Origin of the sequence: Mesorhizobium sp. M1338, assembly GCF_040318045.1 — a bacterium.
Lineage (GTDB): Bacteria > Pseudomonadota > Alphaproteobacteria > Rhizobiales > Rhizobiaceae > Mesorhizobium.
This window is the reverse complement of record NZ_JAMYLL010000030.1, coordinates 23,502-40,633: the sequence shown is the minus strand read 5'-3', so window position 1 is coordinate 40,633 and position 17,132 is coordinate 23,502. Positions and strand designations below refer to the sequence as shown.

The following is a 17,132-nucleotide window of genomic DNA, read 5'->3' as shown; positions in this document are numbered from 1 at the left end:
GAGGGGCAGCGCTGACTGAACGCATTTTGGGAGGAATAGCAGTGTCCGAATCCATCATCTCCGCCGACCTCGTCGACAAGGACAACGCCTCGCGCAAAGCCAGTCTCGAGCGCGACTACACCTCGCTCGGCGAACGCCTCGACCGCCGTGGCATCGCCATCGATGCCATCCGCGACAAGGTCGAGAAATTCGCCGTTGCGATCCCGTCCTGGGGCGTTGGCACCGGCGGCACCCGCTTTGCACGCTTTCCCGGTGCCGGCGAGCCGCGCGATATCTTCGACAAGATCGAGGACTGCGCCGTCATCAGGCAATTGACGCAGGCGACGCCGACCGTGTCCCTGCACATTCCGTGGGACAAGGCCGACCCGAACCGGCTGAAGCAGGCGGCTTCGCGCTTTGGCCTCGGCTTCGACGCCATGAACTCCAACACTTTCTCGGATGCGAAGGACCAGAAACTCTCCTACAAATTCGGCTCGCTGTCGCATGCCGATGCCGGCACGCGCCGGCAAGCGGTCGAGCACAATCTCGAATGCATCGAGATCGGCAAGACGCTCGGCTCCAAGGCGCTGACGGTGTGGATCGGCGACGGTTCGAACTTTCCCGGCCAGGTGAATTTCGCCAAGGCGTTCGAGCGCTATCTCGACGCCATGAAGGAGATCTATGCCGGGCTGCCCGCCGACTGGAAGCTGTTCAGCGAACACAAGATGTACGAACCGGCCTTCTATTCCACCGTCGTGCAGGACTGGGGCACCAATTACATCATCGCACGGGAGTTGGGTGACAAGGCGTTCTGCCTGGTCGACCTCGGCCACCATGCGCCCAACGTCAACATCGAGATGATCGTGTCGCGGCTGATCCAGTTCAAAAAACTCGGCGGCTTCCATTTCAACGATTCGAAGTATGGCGACGACGATCTCGATGCCGGTTCGATCGACCCCTACCGGCTGTTCCTTGTCTTCAACGAACTGGTCGATGCGGAGCTTTCGGGTGCCGAGGGTTTTGACCCGGCCCACATGCTCGACCAGAGCCACAACGTCACCGATCCGATCGAAAGCCTGATGCTGTCGGCGGTCGAAGTGCAGCGCGCCTATGCGCAGGCGCTGCTTGTCGACCGCAAGGCGCTCGAAGGGTTTCAGGACAGCAACGACGCGCTGATGGCGACGCAGACGCTGAAAGCCGCCTACCGCACCGATGTCGAGCCGATCCTGGCCATGGCCCGCCTGAAGACCGGCGGCGCCATCGATCCGGTCGCCGCCTATCGGGCGGCGGGCTACCGCGCCAAGGTCGCGGCCGAACGCCCTGCGGTCGCCGGTGGGAGCGGCGGCATCGTCTGAGGCGAACTTCCAGCCGATATTGCCCCTCACCGGTTTGCTTCGTGAGGGACCATTTGTGAATGGACTCGATTGATCCGACAGGCTCTTCTAGGCGCATCCCCGCCCGGAGAACCGCCATGCCTCTCAACCGTCGGACATTGATCGCCGCCAGTCTTTCCATCACCTTCGTCCTGACGCCGTTGACGAGCGTCTTCGCCGCATCGCCGGCGCCGGCCAAGGGCGAGCACGGCATGGTGGTGACGGCACAGCATCTGGCGTCCGAAGTCGGCATCGAGGTCTTGAAGAAGGGCGGCAATGCCGTCGATGCGGCGGTTGCCGTCGGCTATGCGCTCGCCGTCGTCTATCCCAATGCCGGCAATATCGGCGGCGGCGGCTTCATGACCATCCGCTTCAAGGACGGCAAATCGACCTTCCTCGATTTCCGCGAACGGGCGCCGCTGGCGGCGACCAAGACCATGTATCTCGACAAGGATGGCAACCCGGTGAAGGGCGCCAGCCTTGACGGTTACCTCGCCGTTGGCGTGCCGGGATCCGTCGCCGGTTTGGAGATGGCGCGCGAAAAATACGGCAAATTGTCCCGACAGGATCTGATGGCGCCGGCAATCGGCTATGCCAAGGACGGGTTCATCCTCAATCAGGGCGACGCCGCCTCTTTTGCCGGCAGTGCCGACAGGCTGGCGAAGGACCCCGCTGCCGCCGCCATCTTCCTGAAACCCGGTGGCAAGCCCTATGGCATCGGCGAGCGGCTGATCCAGCCCGACCTCGCGGCCTCGCTGGCCGCCATTTCCGAAAAAGGCCCCGATGCATTCTATAAAGGCGCTATCGCCGACGCCATCATCAAGGCGAGTGGCGCCAAGGGCGGCATCCTGGCCAAGCCGGATTTCGAGCAATACGCGGTCCGCGAACTGAAGCCGATAACCTGCGCCTATCGCGGCTACGAGATCACCTCCTCGCCGCCGCCCAGTTCCGGTGGCGTCATCATCTGCGAAATCCTCAACGTGCTGGAAGGCTACCCGCTGTCCTATCTCGGCGCCGGTTCAGCCGAGACGGTGCATGTCATGGTCGAGGCGATGCGCTACGCCTATGTCGACCGCAATTCGGCCCTCGGCGATCCCGATTTCGTCGACAATCCGGTCGGGAGATTGCTGGACAAGGGGTATGCCAAGGATACCCGCGAGAAGATCGACCCCTTCCGGGCTGGCGTGTCGCAGGACCTGATGCCGAAGGGCTTTGGCGAGAGCAAGGAAACGACGCATTATTCGATCATCGACAATGACGGCAACGCGGTCGCGGTCACCTATACGTTGAACGGCTCCTTCGGCGCCGGCGTCGTCGCCGATGGTACCGGCATCCTGCTCAACAACGAGATGGACGATTTCACCCAGAAGCCCGGCGTGCCCAACCTCTATGGCCTGGTCCAGGGCGAGGCCAATGCCATCCAGCCGAAGAAGACGCCGCTATCGTCGATGAGCCCGACCGTGGTGGCCAAGGACGGCAAGCCGTTCATGGTCATCGGCAGCCCCGGCGGCTCGCGCATCATCACCATCACGCTGGAAGCCATCGTCAACGTCATCGACCACGGCATGAACATCCAGGAGGCGATCGACGCGCCGCGCATCCATCACCAGTGGCTGCCCGATAAGGTCTATATCGAGCCGTTCGGGCTGTCGCCGGATACCGAAAAGCTGCTGGCCGGCATGGGTTATCAACTCGATCTCGGTGACCAGACCTGGGGCCAGGCGGCGGGCATCCTGGCCGGCGGCAAAAGCCTGGCGGAGATCGAGAAGGGTGGCGGTGCGCGCTATAACGGCGCCATCGACAGCCGCGCGGCCTCTGGCGAGGCGCTCGGATACTGAGGTTGGCAAGACTGGAGATGGACTTGCAGCAGCGTAGCGATTCGGGTTGATCGCTCGCTGCTCAAGCGGGTTGGCGCATAGCCGCGATGGTTGTCACAGGACCAGCGTGATGGTGGAGGCAATCAGCATCAAGGCGGCGATGCCGACGAACAGCGCGTAGATGCGCGGCCGGTCGAGCAGCAGCGCGTTTCCGGATATCCAGGCGGACGTGGCGCCGCCAAGCGCGAAGAGGAAGCCGTTGCGGTGCCCGAAGACCATCGATGCGGCCATCAGCCCGCCAATGATCAGCGCGCCGAACACGATGATCACGGCAACGGCGTATTTCTCGAAATCGTTGCCACTTCCCATGCTCGGACCGATCGCGTTCAACGTCGGCAGGTCGTCCGGATCGAAGGGGTTCGTCGACCCATATTCGTCTTGACCGGCAGGCTCTCGCATCATTCGTTCTCCGTGTAGCGGCAACAAACCATCAAGCCTTGCCGAGTGCAACCCGATCGCGCCGCCTTGATGCGTTCGACCGGTCTTTGACGCCTTCTGGCGGCGGCTGCCGCCGGCTTTTTGATACGCGCCCCTAGCCGTCTTTGGGTCTCTGGCTATCCCGGACACGGCGATGGCCGTCCCTCTATCATGGAATGTATTCGTGGAGGAAAAATGATTCGGCACGTGGATTGGGTTTCGCGGGCTGCGATTTTCGGTGGGCGTGGTGTCGCACGGGCAGGCTGAATCGCCTGCGGCCAGCGGACGGTTGCGCCTGACATTCGGTCGAACAAAAAGCAGACCTGTCGGAGTCCCTTCAATGTTGACTACTAAGCTCATGTTTCATAGTCAACTTGGAGACTAGATCGAAAAGCAGGCGCGCAGCATTGCAGAGAGACCGAGAGCTCCAGCCGAGAGCCATGCCCGATCATACGTGCCGAATGACCCGGCGCCAGGCAGTGGGGCTTTTCACGTTGCCGTTCGCCGGCATGGCGTCCGCGGCGACGGCTGAACCCCGCCGGCCGCGCATAGTCTGCCTGGATGACGGGCTGGCCGAGACCTTGCTCATGCTGGGTGTAACGCCGGTTGCCATTGCCGACCGTCAAGTCTGGGAGACCTGGGTGGTCGAGCCGCCGCTGCCGCCTGAGATCGCCGACCTCGGCACGCTGCTCGAGCCCAACCTCGAATTGTTGCAGCAGCTCAAGCCCGACATCATCCTCTCCACGCCGTATCTCGACGGCATCAAGCCGCTGCTCGAACGCGTGGCGCCGGTGATGACGATCGGGCTCTATACCGAAGCCGGTCAGCCCTATCGGCGCGCCCTCGAGGCAACCCGCCAGCTTGCCAGGCTTGTCGGCAAGGAAAGCGAAGGTGAAGCGCTGATCGCGGCGACGGATGCGTATTTTTCGAACATCCGCCGGCAGCTGGCGCCGCTGTCGGCGCGGCCGATCTATGTCGTCAGCTTCATGGATCCGCGCAATGTGCGCGTCTACGGCAAGAAAAGTCTGTTTCAGGAGGTGTTCGACCGCATCGGGCTCAGCAACGCCTGGACGGCCGAGACCAATTATTGGGGGTTTTCAACCGTCGGCGTCGACGGGTTGGCGACATCCAGCGACGCACGCCTTGCCTATCTCGAACCCTTGCCCGAGGGCGCCGGCGGCACGCTGACCGAAAGCCCGGTCTGGAACGCCATGCCTTTCGTGCGCAACCGTTCGATCATGCGCCTTCCCGCTGTCCTGATGTTCGGTGCGCTTCCGTCAGCCGCCCGATTCGCCCGGGTCCTGGCGTCGGCAATGATCGCGGAGGCCGCCCGTGGCTGAGGATGCCGCGGCCATCGCTCAGGAGGGAAAGCCCGCGTCGGCCGGCCGGGCCTCCCCGTGGAGCTTTCTTGGCAATCAGCCCGTAGGCGCGATCCTGCTTTGCGCCATGCTGCTCGCGGCAGCGTTGGCGGCAACCGTCTCAAACCTCACGGTGCAGCTGCCGGCGGCGCTCTGGCTCCAATCGCTCGCCGCCCCCGACGTCGCCGACATGCGGCAGGTGCTCGTCCACTACGCCTTCCTGCCCCGGCTTGCCGTCAGCCTCCTGTGTGGCGCGGCGCTCGGGCTTGCCGGAACGGTCCTGCAACAGGTTCTGCGCAACCCGTTGGCCTCGCCCGAAACGGTCGGTGTCTCGGCCGGCGCCTATCTGGCGCTGGCACTGGCGACGCTTCTGTCGCCGTCCCTGCTTGCCTTCGGCCGCGAATGGATAGCGCTTGCCGGCGCCTTCACGGCCTTTGCCGCCGTCTTTGCTCTGTCCTGGCACAAGGGCCTGTCGCCGCTTTCGGTGGTGCTGGCGGGGCTTGTGGTCAGCCTCTATGCCGGCGCCATCGGTGCCGCTCTTATTGTGCTGCGGCATGAATGGTTGGCCAGCCTGTTCATCTGGGGCGCCGGTTCGCTCGGCCAGCAGGACTGGTCGACGACACTGTGGCTGTTGCCACGCATCGGCACTGCTGCGCTGGCGATCTTCCTCATGGTGCGGCCGCTGACCTTGCTTGGCCTCGACGATGAAGGCGCGCGCAGCCTTGGCGTGCCTCTCGGCGCTTACCGCTTCGCCGGACTGGCGGCCGCCGTCGCGCTGATCGCCTTTGTCGTTGCCGCTGTCGGCGTTATCGGTTTCGTCGGCCTGGCCGCCGCCACCTTGGCGCGCATCGGTGGTGCCCGACGGCTGGGTCAGCAGCTGGTGATGGCGCCGCTGATCGGCGGCGCATTGCTGTGGGCGGCCGACCAGGCCGTGCAGATCGCGACCGGACCGCAAGGTGACCTGCTGCCGACCGGAGCGATCACCGCGCTTCTCGGCGCACCGCTGCTGCTCTGGCTGCTGCCGCGCCTTGCGCTTGGGTTGGAAACCCCGGCTTTGACGGCCGAACCGCTGCCACGCGCAAGCCGGCCCGGCCTCGTGCTGGCGGCGATCGGCCTGGGTCTGCTTTTGCTGCTGGGGCTGGCTTTGCTCTATGGGCCGGGGCCGCATGGCTGGACCTTCGCTTTCGGCGATGAACTCCGGCCCCTACTGTCGTGGCGGTGGCCTCGCGTGCTTGCCGCGCTGAGTGCCGGCGCCATGCTGGCGCTGGCCGGGCTGATGATGCAGCGGCTGACCGGCAATCCGATGGCCAGTCCCGAAGTGCTGGGCATCAGCGCCGGTGCCGCGCTTGGCATGATAGTGGCGCTGTTCGCGCTCTCCGACGCCGGACGCCCGGTTCAGACGGCGGCGGCAACCATCGGCGCCTTCGCCGCTTTGCTGATGACGCTGGCGATCGGCCGCCGTGCCGCTTATGCGCCGGAGCGGTTGCTGCTCGCCGGCGTCGCCCTGACGGCCTTGTTCGACGCGCTGATCCTGGTGCTCACCGCCACCGGCGATCCTCGCGCCATGCTGCTGCTCAACTGGCTCACCGGTTCGACCTATGGCGTCGATGTCAGCGCCGCCCTGCTGACCGGCGGCATCGCCGTCTGCCTCTTCGCGCTCGCGCCTCTCTTCATGCGCTGGCTCGACATCCTGCCGCTCGGCTCCGCCGCCGTGCAAGGCCTTGGCATCAACTTGAAGGGAACGCGGCTTCTCGTGCTGCTGATGGTCGCGGCACTCACCGCCGCCTCGACACTGATCGTCGGTCCGCTGACCTTTATCGGCCTGATGGCGCCGCATCTTGCCCGACGCCTTGGCCTGTCCCGTGCCCTGCCGCAAGCCATTGGCGCGGTGCTCGCCGGCGCGCTGATCATGGTCGCGGCCGACTGGATCGGTCGCACAGCCATCTTCCCGCGCCAGATTCCGGCCGGTCTCGTCGCCACGCTGATCGGCGGCCCGGTGTTGATGTGGCTGCTGCGAAGGTGATACGCACCGACGAATTCGGGCGGGCAATGGCGAAGCGACAATCGCGGGTGCAGGCGGCGTTTGCGGTGAGGGGTTCTGGCTAACGGCCTTCACTCCTCAACGCTGCAATGACCTGTTCTCGTTGTGTGGCTTCCTCCGCGTTCATAGCGCCAAAGCGCAGGGCGCAGCGGAATATTTCCCCCGGCGCGACGCAAACCAGGCGACCTCTTTCCTTCGCCGCAAGATAGCCGTCCGGTTCGGCGGTCGCCGGCAGCACGAGGCCAAGCGCGTCCTGATCAGAACCGCGCGTGATCCAGCGCACGGCATAATTGAGCTCGTCGGGGCGAAAGCTGACGAAATCCGCCGTTCGGTCCGGATGGACCTGCAAAGCGTGCGCCCAGCCCTCGGCGTCTGCCTTCGCCTTCATCGTCAGCACGAGTTCGGGATCGATCGGCTCGCCCTTGGTCAATATGCGATGCCGCGAAGGGTCGGCTACGACGGCGTCGCGATAGGCAAGGTAGCTTTCGCTCGGTGTAAAAAAGGGCGGAAGCACTTGGCGCACGACAATGTCGGCGTGATCATCGGCGACGGTGTCGATCAGGCGCCCGCCATCGGCCGGCCTGAAGTTGATGTGCGACAGGTACATCAGCTCCATGGGCGAGCGTTTCAGGTTCTCGATGGCAATGTCGACGGCCACGCCGGTGCCGTCGCGCTGCAGCCGCACGGTAGGCTTCATCAAATAGTCGTGGCTGAAGGCAACGGTCTGTCGGCAGTGCCCCGTCAACGCCATGAAAGGCCCCTCGGCATTGCTGCCGGCGATCAGTTGCGCATGCCCATAGGGCGCATTTGGCAGGTCGCCGTGAAGCGGGTGGCGGTCATCCGGGCCAGGATTGCCCATCGCGGTGGCGCCGCAGTGAATGAAGAACGCGCCGTAGTTGGAGAGGTAGTCGCGGGTCGCGACGGGCTCGTCGAACATCGAGCGCATGGTCAGGGAGCGGTTGAGGAACGTTGCGTCCCAGATCTGCTGACCCTGAAACGGCAGCATGACAATTTCGCCCACTGCGTTGCTGATCCGAAGACCGGCAACGCCGGATCGATAGCGAAAGGCGGTGGCGAGAAGCCCGCGATAGCGCGCCACGATTGTTTCCGACTGGCTGAACAGTTCGGGTGCGAGGTCGACGAAGACGTGATCGGAATACTCGGGATACATTGTTTCGACCTCGATCTGTCGCAGGCGCATGCCGATAGTCGCACGAAACGTCTGGAAATCAACGGCAGCGCGTCAGACTCAGCCAGGACGGCTGATGGCGGAGCGTCTCGGTACCCGGGGAGAGGGCATCTTCGCCTGTATCGCTCGCGGCGCTTTGCAACAAGCCCCGATTCTATTTGGCTGAGGCCGGAGGCAGCTCGTACAGGGTGGCGCCGTTCTCCTGGCCACGCTCGACATAGCCGATGATATGAAACCATTTGGCGACGTCAGGTCCCTGGAGCCAGCTTTGCGCGAGTGGATAGGGAGGTTGCCGGCAGGCGCCTGGATGTGCCTGATATGCCGCTTGCGCGTCCGCGGCTCGATCTGCCGTCTTGAACTAAGCGTGGCGTGCTCGCGTTCTGGCGGCCTTCTGCGCTGCCTGCTTCCTTCCGCGAGCGCCTTTCGTTTCGGCGGCTTTCTTCGCGGCGGCCGAGCGCTCCTCAGCCGTCCGGCGCGAAGCCGCACGCTTGGCCTGCTGCGAGAGCGCCTCGTGCGACGCCGTGCTCTTCGGCTCGTGCTCAAGCACATTGGAGACGGCTTTCGAGACCCGCGGGCGGCGTTTCGGCCTGCGTTCGCCCTGGCCGGCCTCGTAGGCGTATTCGGCGCTTTTGCGCGTACTCTCCTTCACCTTGCCTTTTTTGGGCGGGGGCAGGTCTACGCCTGCGCGTCTTGCCTCGGAAAGTCCTATGGCGATGGCCTGCTGGGTCGATCGCGCGCCGTGTTCGCCGTGGCGGATTTTGTCAATCTCCTCGTGCACGAACTCGCCGGCCTGGGTGCTCGGCGACTTGCCCTCGCGCTTGTCCTTTCGGGCCTTCTCGATGGTCTTCTTATCCGGCATTGTCTTTCTCCCACATAAGGGTTGCGACAGCCATTCGGGTTGCAGGTGCTGTCCTACGGAGGTCCTAACGCGTTGGGGACGCAAATGATCCCGCACCGGGTGATCCAAGGCGCGGCCATCAGGATGTCGACGCCGATCTCTCCGAACTCATGGCGCGAGAACCATCGGCTGGCGAGGTCCGCGACTTCGTGCAGGGCGCCAGGCTCTTCGAACAGATGCGTCGCGCCAGGGACGATGGCGAGCTCCTTCTCGCGCCCGAAGTCCAGACCGGTGGGGCAGGGGAATTCCTTGCCTTCATCGAGGACGAGCTGAAGCCGTGGGTCGCCAGTCGGGTCACGGTCGATGCAAGCCGCCAGGCGCTTTACGGCCATCCTTCGGGGCCTTCAAGCGGCCCTCTGCCTTCCAGAGGATCGCGGCGAGCCCCGCCATCTATTGGGCGTGCGCGCGAGCTTCGAACCGCATGCCGGCGAAAACCACATGTCGATCCTGCCAGTGACGGTCAATCGCGCGGTGCAGGCGGCGTTTTGCGGTGAGGGTGAAGGATACCGCCCTTTGCGGAACGCTGCAGCAAGGTGGTCGGGCGCCTCGCGCCGTCATTCCTGTGAAGGGGAGGCGCTCAATCGACGGTAGGAGACGCCGCCGAAGCTTGCCGTCACAAAATCCGTGACGGACATCTTGCGCTTGCCTCCGTCGCTGCAGGCGTAAACCGGCCAACCGGCATCGCTGCATTCGCTGGCAGCGCAAATGCGCGCCAGGCAGTTTCCGGTAGTCAGCCGGAAGCCGCCCTTGCCGGCGAAGCCTTGCAACAGGCTGCCGTCCGCCGAGCGCCATGTCCGCGCACGGAATTCCGCTCGCAAAAGCAGTGGTTCGAGAGGGACCGCAAGGTTGGTTTCGCCGGCACGCCCCGCGAACTGCAGACGGAAGCGCGCCATTGCGGTCGTGTATGCGGTCACAAGATCCGCTTGGCGAACATAGGCGGTCGCCAGGCTGGAGCGGTCAAGCAGATGAGACATCCACTCGCCTGCCTGTATCGGCCTCATCAACGCAACAAAGGCAAGAAAGGCGAAGCAAGTTCGTGACATTTTCCAGCAGCCATATCGATCTCGGCGTGCCGGTTTGACCCCCGGTTGCCCTGCCATAACATCCCGCCAATTGGCGCCCGGCGCAAGCCGCTTGCTGAGGCATTCCAGAACGCCGCCGAGCAAAGGCGCCCGGAGCCGAAGACCGTGACCCGCATCGACGAACCTGTGCGGGCGAGGTGGAGGCGGCGTTTGCGGCCGGGTGAAGGACCTTCACCAGCCAGGGTTGCTTAGCCGATGCGAGCGGGCGGCAGCTCGTACAGAGTGGCGCCATTGTCCTGGCCGCGCTCGACGTAGCCGATGACGCCAAACCATCTTGCGACATCCGGTCCCTGGAGCCAGCTGCGCGAGTGGATGGGGAGGTTGCCGGCGAGTGCCTGGATATGCCTGATATGCCGCTTGCAAAAGCGAACGGTCGAGGCACGGAAGAAATCCTCCCGCGCTGCAAACAGCGTATCGGCGGCGTCGCTGTTCTCATGCCAGGCGATGATCGCCACGGCCTTGTCGCCTTCGACAAGCGCGTGCGCACGGCCTTCCTTCAAGTTCATCATCAGATTGTCGTAGGCGATCTTGCTGTCCTTGCCAGCCGCCACGTATTCATCCGACATTCGCTTGGACAGACCGCGAAAGACATCCTCCAGATCCCCAAGCGTTGCTGCGCGTGCTCTCATTTCTCCTCCTGCGGCCCCGGCAGGCAGTTTGCCCTAAGGTTTGGGGATCACCAAGCAAATCAAATCCGCCGGCAGCCCAAATCTGCGCAAAGTCGTTTCACTCGGCAATGTGCGGTAAACGTTCCGGAACCATTTTAGCGCAAGCTAATTGGATGGCGGTTTTTGTGAGCCGATTCATGTGTTTGAAGTTCGTCCACCCCTTCGATGCGGACTCTTCGACCAGGAATCTGCGCCACGCCTCGCTGCAGGACTTCCGGGAGGAATGATAAAATGGGTCCCACCGATCAGCACATCGAGCGACGCTCTCATTCACGTGGGATTGTTCTGAAGGACGCAACCATCATCACCGACGATGCCAACATCGGATGCTCCGTCAGGAATCAGCATGTTCATGGTGCGGAATTGCGGGTGGACCCCGGCGCCACAATTCCCGACCGTTTCGTCCTTCACGTCCCCGCGGACGACGCCAGCTATCGTGCCGTGGTGCGGTGGCGAAGGAACGAGCGGCTTGGCCTGCAGATCTATTAGCGGCGGGAATGCGGAGTGTCAGAATGCCTGCTCGACGAAGGGTATGGCCGACGTTGACAAATCCGAGCTAATCTCGCGTTCGTGAGTTCGGAGTGCGCAAGGCTCCGGCCGCTGTTGAGAGGGAGAGAGCACAAATGGCCGCCTATCTGATCGCGGATGTAGACGTAAAAGATGCTGCCGTGTTCGAGGAATACCGGCGGGATGTTCCGGCCACCGAGGAGCGCTACGGCGGGCGATACCTGGGTCGTGGCGGTGCGACCAAGGTTCTGGAAGGTGACTGGGAGCCACACCGTTTGGTTATTATCGAATTCCCCGACATGGCGTCATTGATGGGCTGGTACAATTCGCCCGAATATTCCCGCCTTATCGAGATCCGCAAGCGTTGCGCCAGCACCAGGATCATTGCGCTTGAGGGGATCGCAACACCCGCTGTGTGAGGATCTCGTTCTCGGGGCGCCGTCATCAGACACAAAGCCGGTCGTTGACCGACGAAGAAAACCGTCGCCTCATTGGGGAAGAAGGCGACGACGGGCGGGAACTTGATACGACCGACCACGATTTCCCCGGCTTTATCGAGGGGCAAGGACTCCAATTCTTTTTTCCGGTCGGGAATAACGGCCCGCTGCCATCGGTGGCGGGCTTTCCGCATGGTAAGTCTCGCAACAGCCACGGCAGATACCATGGTGCCCTCACCAAAGGGGGAATCGATGGTTTCGGCAATTGCAAGTCAGCATCGGCAGGTACCGGAAACTCAATTGAAAGCGGCAAAACCGGAAACGGGCGAAGGATTCGCGCCAGGCAAGAGCGCCGACAGCGTAGGACATCGCGCCAAGGCAATGGTTGTCGAAACGGGCGACACAGATCCTAACTCGCAGGGTAATGCCGCATCGAAGATCGCCAGAATGGACATCACGGTTTTGACGCCTCCGCCCGAAGAAACACCTGCGGAGCAAACCTAGGCCGAGGCTGCCACTTGGCGGTTTTTGCCCGCTGCTTCACTGTGGCGGGCGGATGCGTCTCGATAGCGCGACGTTGTGTCCAAAATGTCCTTAACGGCAGGGCCAGGCTTCACCGCGCTGTGACGCCGGTTGGGTAACGGCAAGGCCGACAACCATTTCAACTAGGTGCTTTTTAAGCAATTGCTGCCTGTCGGCGCTGAAGAGCCTGTCGCCGAAGATGTGGGAGAAGGTTGCCCGGTTGGACACGTTGAAGAAACTCAGGGCACTGATATGCCAGTGCAACTCCAGCGGTTCGACATCGTCCCGAAACAGGCCTGCTTCCCGCCCGCGGCGGCAGATTGCCTCCAGCTTCTGGATCGCGCCGGCATTAAGCGAGCGGATCAGGTCGGATTTCTCCAGATACGCCCCGTGGTGGATGTTCTCGATCATGACGATGCGAATGAAATCGGGGTTGCGGCTATGATGGTCGAACGTGAACTCGGCTAGGTGTCCCAGGGCCTCGACGGGCGGAAGGTGATCGAGTTCAAGTTCCTGCTCGCCAGCCCGCACCTCTCGGTAGGCTTCCTCGAGGACGCGACCGTACAGCCCTTCCTTGTCGCCAAAATAATAATATATCATGCGCTTTGACGTATTCGTCTTCGCCGCGATCTCATCGATGCGCGCTCCCGATAGCCCGTTGGCGGCGAATTCCGCCATTGCCACCGCGAGGATATTCTTCCGGACTCCCGCCGGATCCTGCTTCCAGCCGTTTCTGCCGCTTGTCTTGTCGTCCATGGATGACCTTGCCCTCACTGCGCAAACATTACACCGGGCGTTGAGATAATGAAATTAACCGGCTTGTACAAAGTCATTGACGAAATTAACCAGACAGTACAAAGTGCGCCCCGATGGCACGAGGAGCATGCGAAAGCGTGGTTGCCGTCCCGGAGGTCTGATTGGTATCAGCAGCCGCCAGCGCGGTCATGACGGAGAGGAAGGCGGTCGCCGATTCCCGACCGATTCTGGTCGGGCTGCTTGGCCGCGGCATTCAGCAGTCCCGCACGCCGGCCATGCATGAGGCTGAGGGCCGCGCGAACGGAATCGCCTATATCTATCGCCTTCTCGATGCCGATCGCATGGGCGTCGTGCCCCCGCGGCTTTCAGAGGTCGTCGACTTTGCCGAGTACTTCGGCTTTGACGGATTCAACGTCACGTTCCCCTACAAGCAGGAGATCATTCCGCTTCTCGACGAGCTGTCCGACGCAGCGCAGGCTATCGGCTCGGTGAACACGGTCGTCCTGCGGGGCGGACGGCGCGTCGGTCACAACACAGACATGTGGGGTTTCAAGGAAAGCTTCCGCCTCGGCATGGCGCTCGCTCCACGCGACCGCGTGGTGATGCTCGGCGCTGGTGGCGCGGGCGCGGCGGTCGGCCACGCTCTGCTCGAGAGCGGCGTCGGCAGGCTGATGATCGGCGATATCGATACGGCTCGCGCGACCGCGCTCGCCGACCGGCTGTCGTCGCGGTTCGGCGCAGACAAGGTCGAAGCCGTAACCGACATCGTCGAGGCATCGCAAGCAGCCGACGGGATCGTCAACGCGAGCCCTGTAGGCATGGACAAGCTTCCCGGCATGCCCATCGATTCCGCTCTGCTGAGGCGCGGCTGCTGGGTGGCCGACATCATTTACTTTCCACTCGAAACCCAGCTGCTTGCCGAGGCGCGCCGCCGTGGCTGCCGCACGCTTAGCGGTGAGGGCATGGCAATATTCCAGGCAGTGCGAGCATTCGAGCTGTTCACCGGCACCGCGCCGGACACGGATCGTATGAAGGCGGTTTTCTCGGCGTTTGGTGGCGCGCCACCCGAATAGAGATCAACCGGATTTCACTCAGAAGTCACTTCGTATCGCAAAAGGGAGGAAGGACTAAAATGAACCTCACAACGACACGTCGCCGGTTCCTGGTTGGAGCTGGAATTCTCGCCGCCGGCTCTTTTCCGGCCTTCGCTCAGGACAAGCCGAAACTGCGCTTTTCGGCCGTTTTCTCAGAGCAGGACATCCGCGCCGATATGATGAAGATGTTCGCCGATGCCATCAAGGACGACTTCGCCTTTGAAGGCTACTATGGCGGTAACCTCTTCAAGCAGGGCACTGAACTCGTCGCGATCCAGCGCGGCAACCTCGAAATGGGCAACATCGCCCCGCAGGACATCTCAAAGCAGATTCCGGCGTGGTCGATTGTGACGGCCGGCTACCTGTTCCGGGATGCCGCTCACCTCAAAGCGTTCTTCGCAAGTGAGTCGGGTGCGGAACTCAAGAAAATGACCGAGGACCAGCTTGGCGTGAAGGTGCTCGGCCCGACCTATTTCGGCGTCCGGCAGGTTGGGTTGAAGCCTGACAAGAAGATCAAGACGCCGGCCGATCTCGCCGGCGTCAAGCTGCGCATGCCTGGCGGTGATGCCTGGCAGTTCCTGGGAAAGGCGCTCGGCGCGAACCCAACGCCGATGGCCTATGCCGAGGTCTATACAGGCCTGCAGACCGGCGCGATCGACGGTCAGGACAACCCGCTGCCGAACGTCGAAAACATGAAGTTCTACGAGGTCATGTCGCAGATCGTGCTCACCTCGCATCTCGTCGGCTTCGACCTTCTCAGCATCTCGAAGAAGGTTTGGGATGAGATGGGCGCCGACAGGCAGGCGAAGGTCCAGGCTGCCGCCGACGCGGCGATCGACTTCTCGACCGAGAAACACCTGACCCACGAGAAGGAACTCGTCGAGACTTTCAAGGGCAAGGGCTTGAAGATCTACGAGCCGGATGTCGCCGCCTTCCGCAGGCACGTCCAGGAACAGTATCTCGCTTCGGATCTTGCCAAGGACTGGCCGGCGGGCATGGTCGACAAGATCAACGCGCTCTAGGCGCGGACAGCGAACAGGTCCGGCCGCTGGCGCGTCAGCCGGACCTCGCGATGACAACGGCGCGAGGCCGGCAAGAACGGGATAAGTCCATTGAAAAGGCAGCTTAGACAATCCGGCCGCTGGCTCTATCGCCGCGCAGAGAACGTTCTGGCCGCGATGCTGGGGCTGATGTTTGCCGCCTTCATTCTGCAAATCGTCTTCCGTTATCTGCTCAACCTGCCCATCGGCTGGACCAATGAACTGAGCGTTATCCTCTGGATATGGCTGGTTCTGTTCGGCGCCGCCTTTGTCGTGCGCGAGGAAGAGGAAATCCGCTTCGACCTGATCTATTCCGCCGTCGGTCCCGGCGCGCGGCGCGTCATGTTCCTGATCTCCGCCACGGCGCTGATCGTTCTCTATGGCATCTCGTTCCCGGCGGTCTGGGACTACGTCACCTTCATGAAGGTCGAGAGCACCGCCTATATGAAGATCCGCTTCGACTGGCTTTATTCGATCTATGTCATTTTCGTCATCGCAGTGATCGTCCGCTACCTATGGCTCTCCTGGCAGGCGATGTTCGGCAAGGCGCCGAAGGAGTTCGACCCGACCAAGGCGGGGTCGGGCGTATGAGCCTTACCAGTCCCTTTTCCCTCACGATCATCGCCATCATCGCGCTGTCGTTCCTCGGCCTGCCGATCGGCCACGCCATGATCGCCAGTTCCATCTTCTATCTGCTGCTTGCCGGCCTCGACATGGGCACCGCCGCCGAGCAGATCCTGAACGGCATGTACACCAACTACATCCTGCTCGCCGTGCCGCTTTTCATTCTTGCGGCGGAGCTGATGAACATAGGCTCGATGACGGATCGTCTCATGGTCTTCTGCAACGCCATCGTCGGGCGATTCCGTGGCGGGCTCGCCTACGTCAACATCGTGCAGTCGATAATCTTCGCTGGCATGTCCGGCTCGGCCATCGCGGACGCCGCCGGCTCCGGCAAGATGATGCAGCAGCTGATGACCAAGGACGGCAAGTATCCGGCGAGCTATGCCGCGGCGCTGACCGCCGTCACTGCCGTGATCGGCCCGATCATTCCGCCGTCGATCCCCATGGTCATCTATGCGCTCGTTTCCGACGCCTCGATCGGCTACCTGTTCCTCGGCGGCGTCATTCCCGGCCTGCTCATGGCCCTGGCGCAGATGGGCATCGTCTTTTTCGATGCGCGCCGGCTGAATTTCCCCGTCGAGAAGCCGACGCCCGTACGCGACCTGCCGCGCATCACCTGGGAGGCGTTGCCGTCGTTGATGATGCCTGTCGTGCTGCTCGGCGGCATCTACAGCGGCGTCACCACGCCGACCGAAGCGGCCGCCGTTGCCGCCGCCTACGCACTGCTGATCTCGGTCGTGCTCTACCGCAGCGTCTCGTTCGGGGATTTCTACCGCTCGGTGCTCGCCAGCGCGCGCACGACCGCCTCGATCGGCATGTTGATCGCCGGTGCCCTCATCTTCAACTATGTCGTGACCGTCGAGAATATTCCGCAGACCGTGGCTGCCGTCCTGAAAGCATGGGACTTGTCGCCGACCGGCTTCCTGATCCTCGTCAACGTCATACTGTTGATCCTCGGCTGCCTGCTCGAAGGCACCACCATCCTGCTGGTCGTCGTGCCGGTACTGATCCCGACCGCTAAGGTCCTCGGCCTCGACATGGTGCATTTCGGTATCATGGTTGTCGTCAACATCATGATCGGCCTGATAACGCCGCCGTACGGGCTGTTGCTCTTCATCATGACACGCATCGCCGAAGTGCCGTTGCGCGACCTGGTGCGCGACGTGCTGCCGTTCCTGTGGGCGATGATCGGCGCGCTGGTGCTGATCACATTCTTCCCGGGGCTGGTGCTGTGGCTGCCGCGGCTGTTCGGATATCAGGGGTGAACGCC

18 protein-coding genes are annotated in these 17,132 nt (G+C 62.8%); 11 read left to right on the top strand and 7 right to left on the bottom strand.

Translation table 11 applies throughout. The features are described 5' to 3' along the window. The first annotated feature begins 41 nt into the window (after positions 1-41). Both rhaI and ggt read left to right on the top strand, forming a co-directional pair. Positions 42-1,334 carry an L-rhamnose catabolism isomerase gene (rhaI, locus tag NKH19_RS22755; RefSeq protein WP_352871370.1) on the top strand — a complete coding sequence of 431 codons (1,293 nt, stop codon included), beginning with the start codon at positions 42-44 and terminating at the stop codon, positions 1,332-1,334. A gap of 116 nt (positions 1,335-1,450) precedes the next feature. Continuing rightward, a complete protein-coding gene (gene ggt, locus NKH19_RS22750) occupies positions 1,451-3,190 on the top strand; it encodes a gamma-glutamyltransferase (protein WP_352871369.1) in 1,740 nt (579 codons plus the stop codon). Positions 3,191-3,283: 93 nt separating this feature from the next. On the opposite strand, the gene NKH19_RS22745 is transcribed toward ggt, so the two are convergent. Further along, complete coding sequence (locus NKH19_RS22745; RefSeq protein ID WP_292188085.1) at positions 3,284-3,631, bottom strand: hypothetical protein; 348 nt, start codon at positions 3,629-3,631, stop codon at positions 3,284-3,286. A 476-nt stretch (positions 3,632-4,107) separates the two neighbouring features. Here NKH19_RS22745 and NKH19_RS22740 point away from each other — a divergent pair, with 476 nt between their 5' ends. Together NKH19_RS22740 and fhuB are read left to right on the top strand one after the other, a co-directional pair. Beyond that, positions 4,108-4,986, top strand: coding sequence for an ABC transporter substrate-binding protein (locus NKH19_RS22740; protein ID WP_352871402.1), 879 nt, complete (start codon positions 4,108-4,110; stop codon positions 4,984-4,986). Next, the gene (gene fhuB / locus NKH19_RS22735) at positions 4,979-7,027 is read left to right on the top strand and encodes a Fe(3+)-hydroxamate ABC transporter permease FhuB (RefSeq protein WP_352871368.1); all 2,049 of its coding nucleotides are present in this window, start codon (positions 4,979-4,981) and stop codon (positions 7,025-7,027) included. The genes NKH19_RS22740 and fhuB overlap by 8 nt, the downstream gene beginning before the upstream one ends. Positions 7,028-7,106: 79 nt before the next feature. Here fhuB and NKH19_RS22730 read toward each other — a convergent pair whose 3' ends face one another. The 5 genes from NKH19_RS22730 to NKH19_RS22710 form a co-directional block, all read right to left on the bottom strand. Continuing rightward, on the bottom strand, positions 7,107-8,246 hold the full coding sequence (locus NKH19_RS22730) for a DUF4432 family protein (RefSeq protein WP_352871367.1): 1,140 nt from the start codon (positions 8,244-8,246) through the stop codon (positions 7,107-7,109). A gap of 346 nt (positions 8,247-8,592) precedes the next feature. Further along, the gene (locus tag NKH19_RS22725; RefSeq protein WP_352871366.1) at positions 8,593-9,093 is read right to left on the bottom strand and encodes a DUF6496 domain-containing protein; all 501 of its coding nucleotides are present in this window, start codon (positions 9,091-9,093) and stop codon (positions 8,593-8,595) included. A 53-nt stretch (positions 9,094-9,146) separates the two neighbouring features. Continuing rightward, positions 9,147-9,464 (bottom strand): hypothetical protein, encoded by a 318-nt coding sequence (locus tag NKH19_RS22720; protein ID WP_352982821.1) that lies wholly within the window; start codon positions 9,462-9,464, stop codon positions 9,147-9,149. 222 nt (positions 9,465-9,686) lie between these two features. Continuing rightward, complete coding sequence (locus NKH19_RS22715) at positions 9,687-10,298, bottom strand: hypothetical protein (RefSeq protein ID WP_352871363.1); 612 nt, start codon at positions 10,296-10,298, stop codon at positions 9,687-9,689. Positions 10,299-10,402: 104 nt separating this feature from the next. After that, complete coding sequence (locus NKH19_RS22710; RefSeq protein WP_352871362.1) at positions 10,403-10,843, bottom strand: hypothetical protein; 441 nt, start codon at positions 10,841-10,843, stop codon at positions 10,403-10,405. 270 nt (positions 10,844-11,113) lie between these two features. Between NKH19_RS22710 and NKH19_RS22705 the strand changes: the two genes are divergently transcribed. From NKH19_RS22705 to NKH19_RS22695, 3 genes are all read left to right on the top strand, one after another. Next, positions 11,114-11,371 (top strand): PilZ domain-containing protein, encoded by a 258-nt coding sequence (locus NKH19_RS22705; protein WP_352871360.1) that lies wholly within the window; start codon positions 11,114-11,116, stop codon positions 11,369-11,371. A 134-nt stretch (positions 11,372-11,505) separates the two neighbouring features. Then, positions 11,506-11,808 (top strand): DUF1330 domain-containing protein, encoded by a 303-nt coding sequence (locus NKH19_RS22700; RefSeq protein ID WP_352871359.1) that lies wholly within the window; start codon positions 11,506-11,508, stop codon positions 11,806-11,808. A gap of 270 nt (positions 11,809-12,078) precedes the next feature. Further along, positions 12,079-12,330, top strand: a complete 252-nt coding sequence (locus tag NKH19_RS22695; RefSeq protein WP_352871358.1) for a hypothetical protein — start codon at positions 12,079-12,081, stop codon at positions 12,328-12,330. A 90-nt stretch (positions 12,331-12,420) separates the two neighbouring features. Here the strand turns inward: NKH19_RS22695 and NKH19_RS22690 are convergent, their stop codons facing one another. Further along, positions 12,421-13,104, bottom strand: a complete 684-nt coding sequence (locus tag NKH19_RS22690; RefSeq protein ID WP_352871356.1) for a TetR/AcrR family transcriptional regulator — start codon at positions 13,102-13,104, stop codon at positions 12,421-12,423. A 188-nt stretch (positions 13,105-13,292) separates the two neighbouring features. Here NKH19_RS22690 and NKH19_RS22685 point away from each other — a divergent pair, with 188 nt between their 5' ends. The 4 genes from NKH19_RS22685 (at position 13,293) to NKH19_RS22670 (ending at position 17,127) form a co-directional block, all read left to right on the top strand. Further along, on the top strand, positions 13,293-14,177 hold the full coding sequence (locus tag NKH19_RS22685; protein ID WP_352871400.1) for a shikimate dehydrogenase: 885 nt from the start codon (positions 13,293-13,295) through the stop codon (positions 14,175-14,177). 59 nt (positions 14,178-14,236) lie between these two features. Continuing rightward, positions 14,237-15,220, top strand: coding sequence for a TRAP transporter substrate-binding protein DctP (dctP, locus tag NKH19_RS22680; RefSeq protein ID WP_352871355.1), 984 nt, complete (start codon positions 14,237-14,239; stop codon positions 15,218-15,220). A gap of 156 nt (positions 15,221-15,376) precedes the next feature. After that, positions 15,377-15,829 carry a TRAP transporter small permease gene (locus NKH19_RS22675; protein WP_502911006.1) on the top strand — a complete coding sequence of 151 codons (453 nt, stop codon included), beginning with the start codon at positions 15,377-15,379 and terminating at the stop codon, positions 15,827-15,829. After that, positions 15,826-17,127 (top strand): TRAP transporter large permease, encoded by a 1,302-nt coding sequence (locus tag NKH19_RS22670; protein ID WP_352871353.1) that lies wholly within the window; start codon positions 15,826-15,828, stop codon positions 17,125-17,127. The genes NKH19_RS22675 and NKH19_RS22670 overlap by 4 nt, the downstream gene beginning before the upstream one ends. The last annotated feature ends 5 nt before the right edge of the window (positions 17,128-17,132 follow it).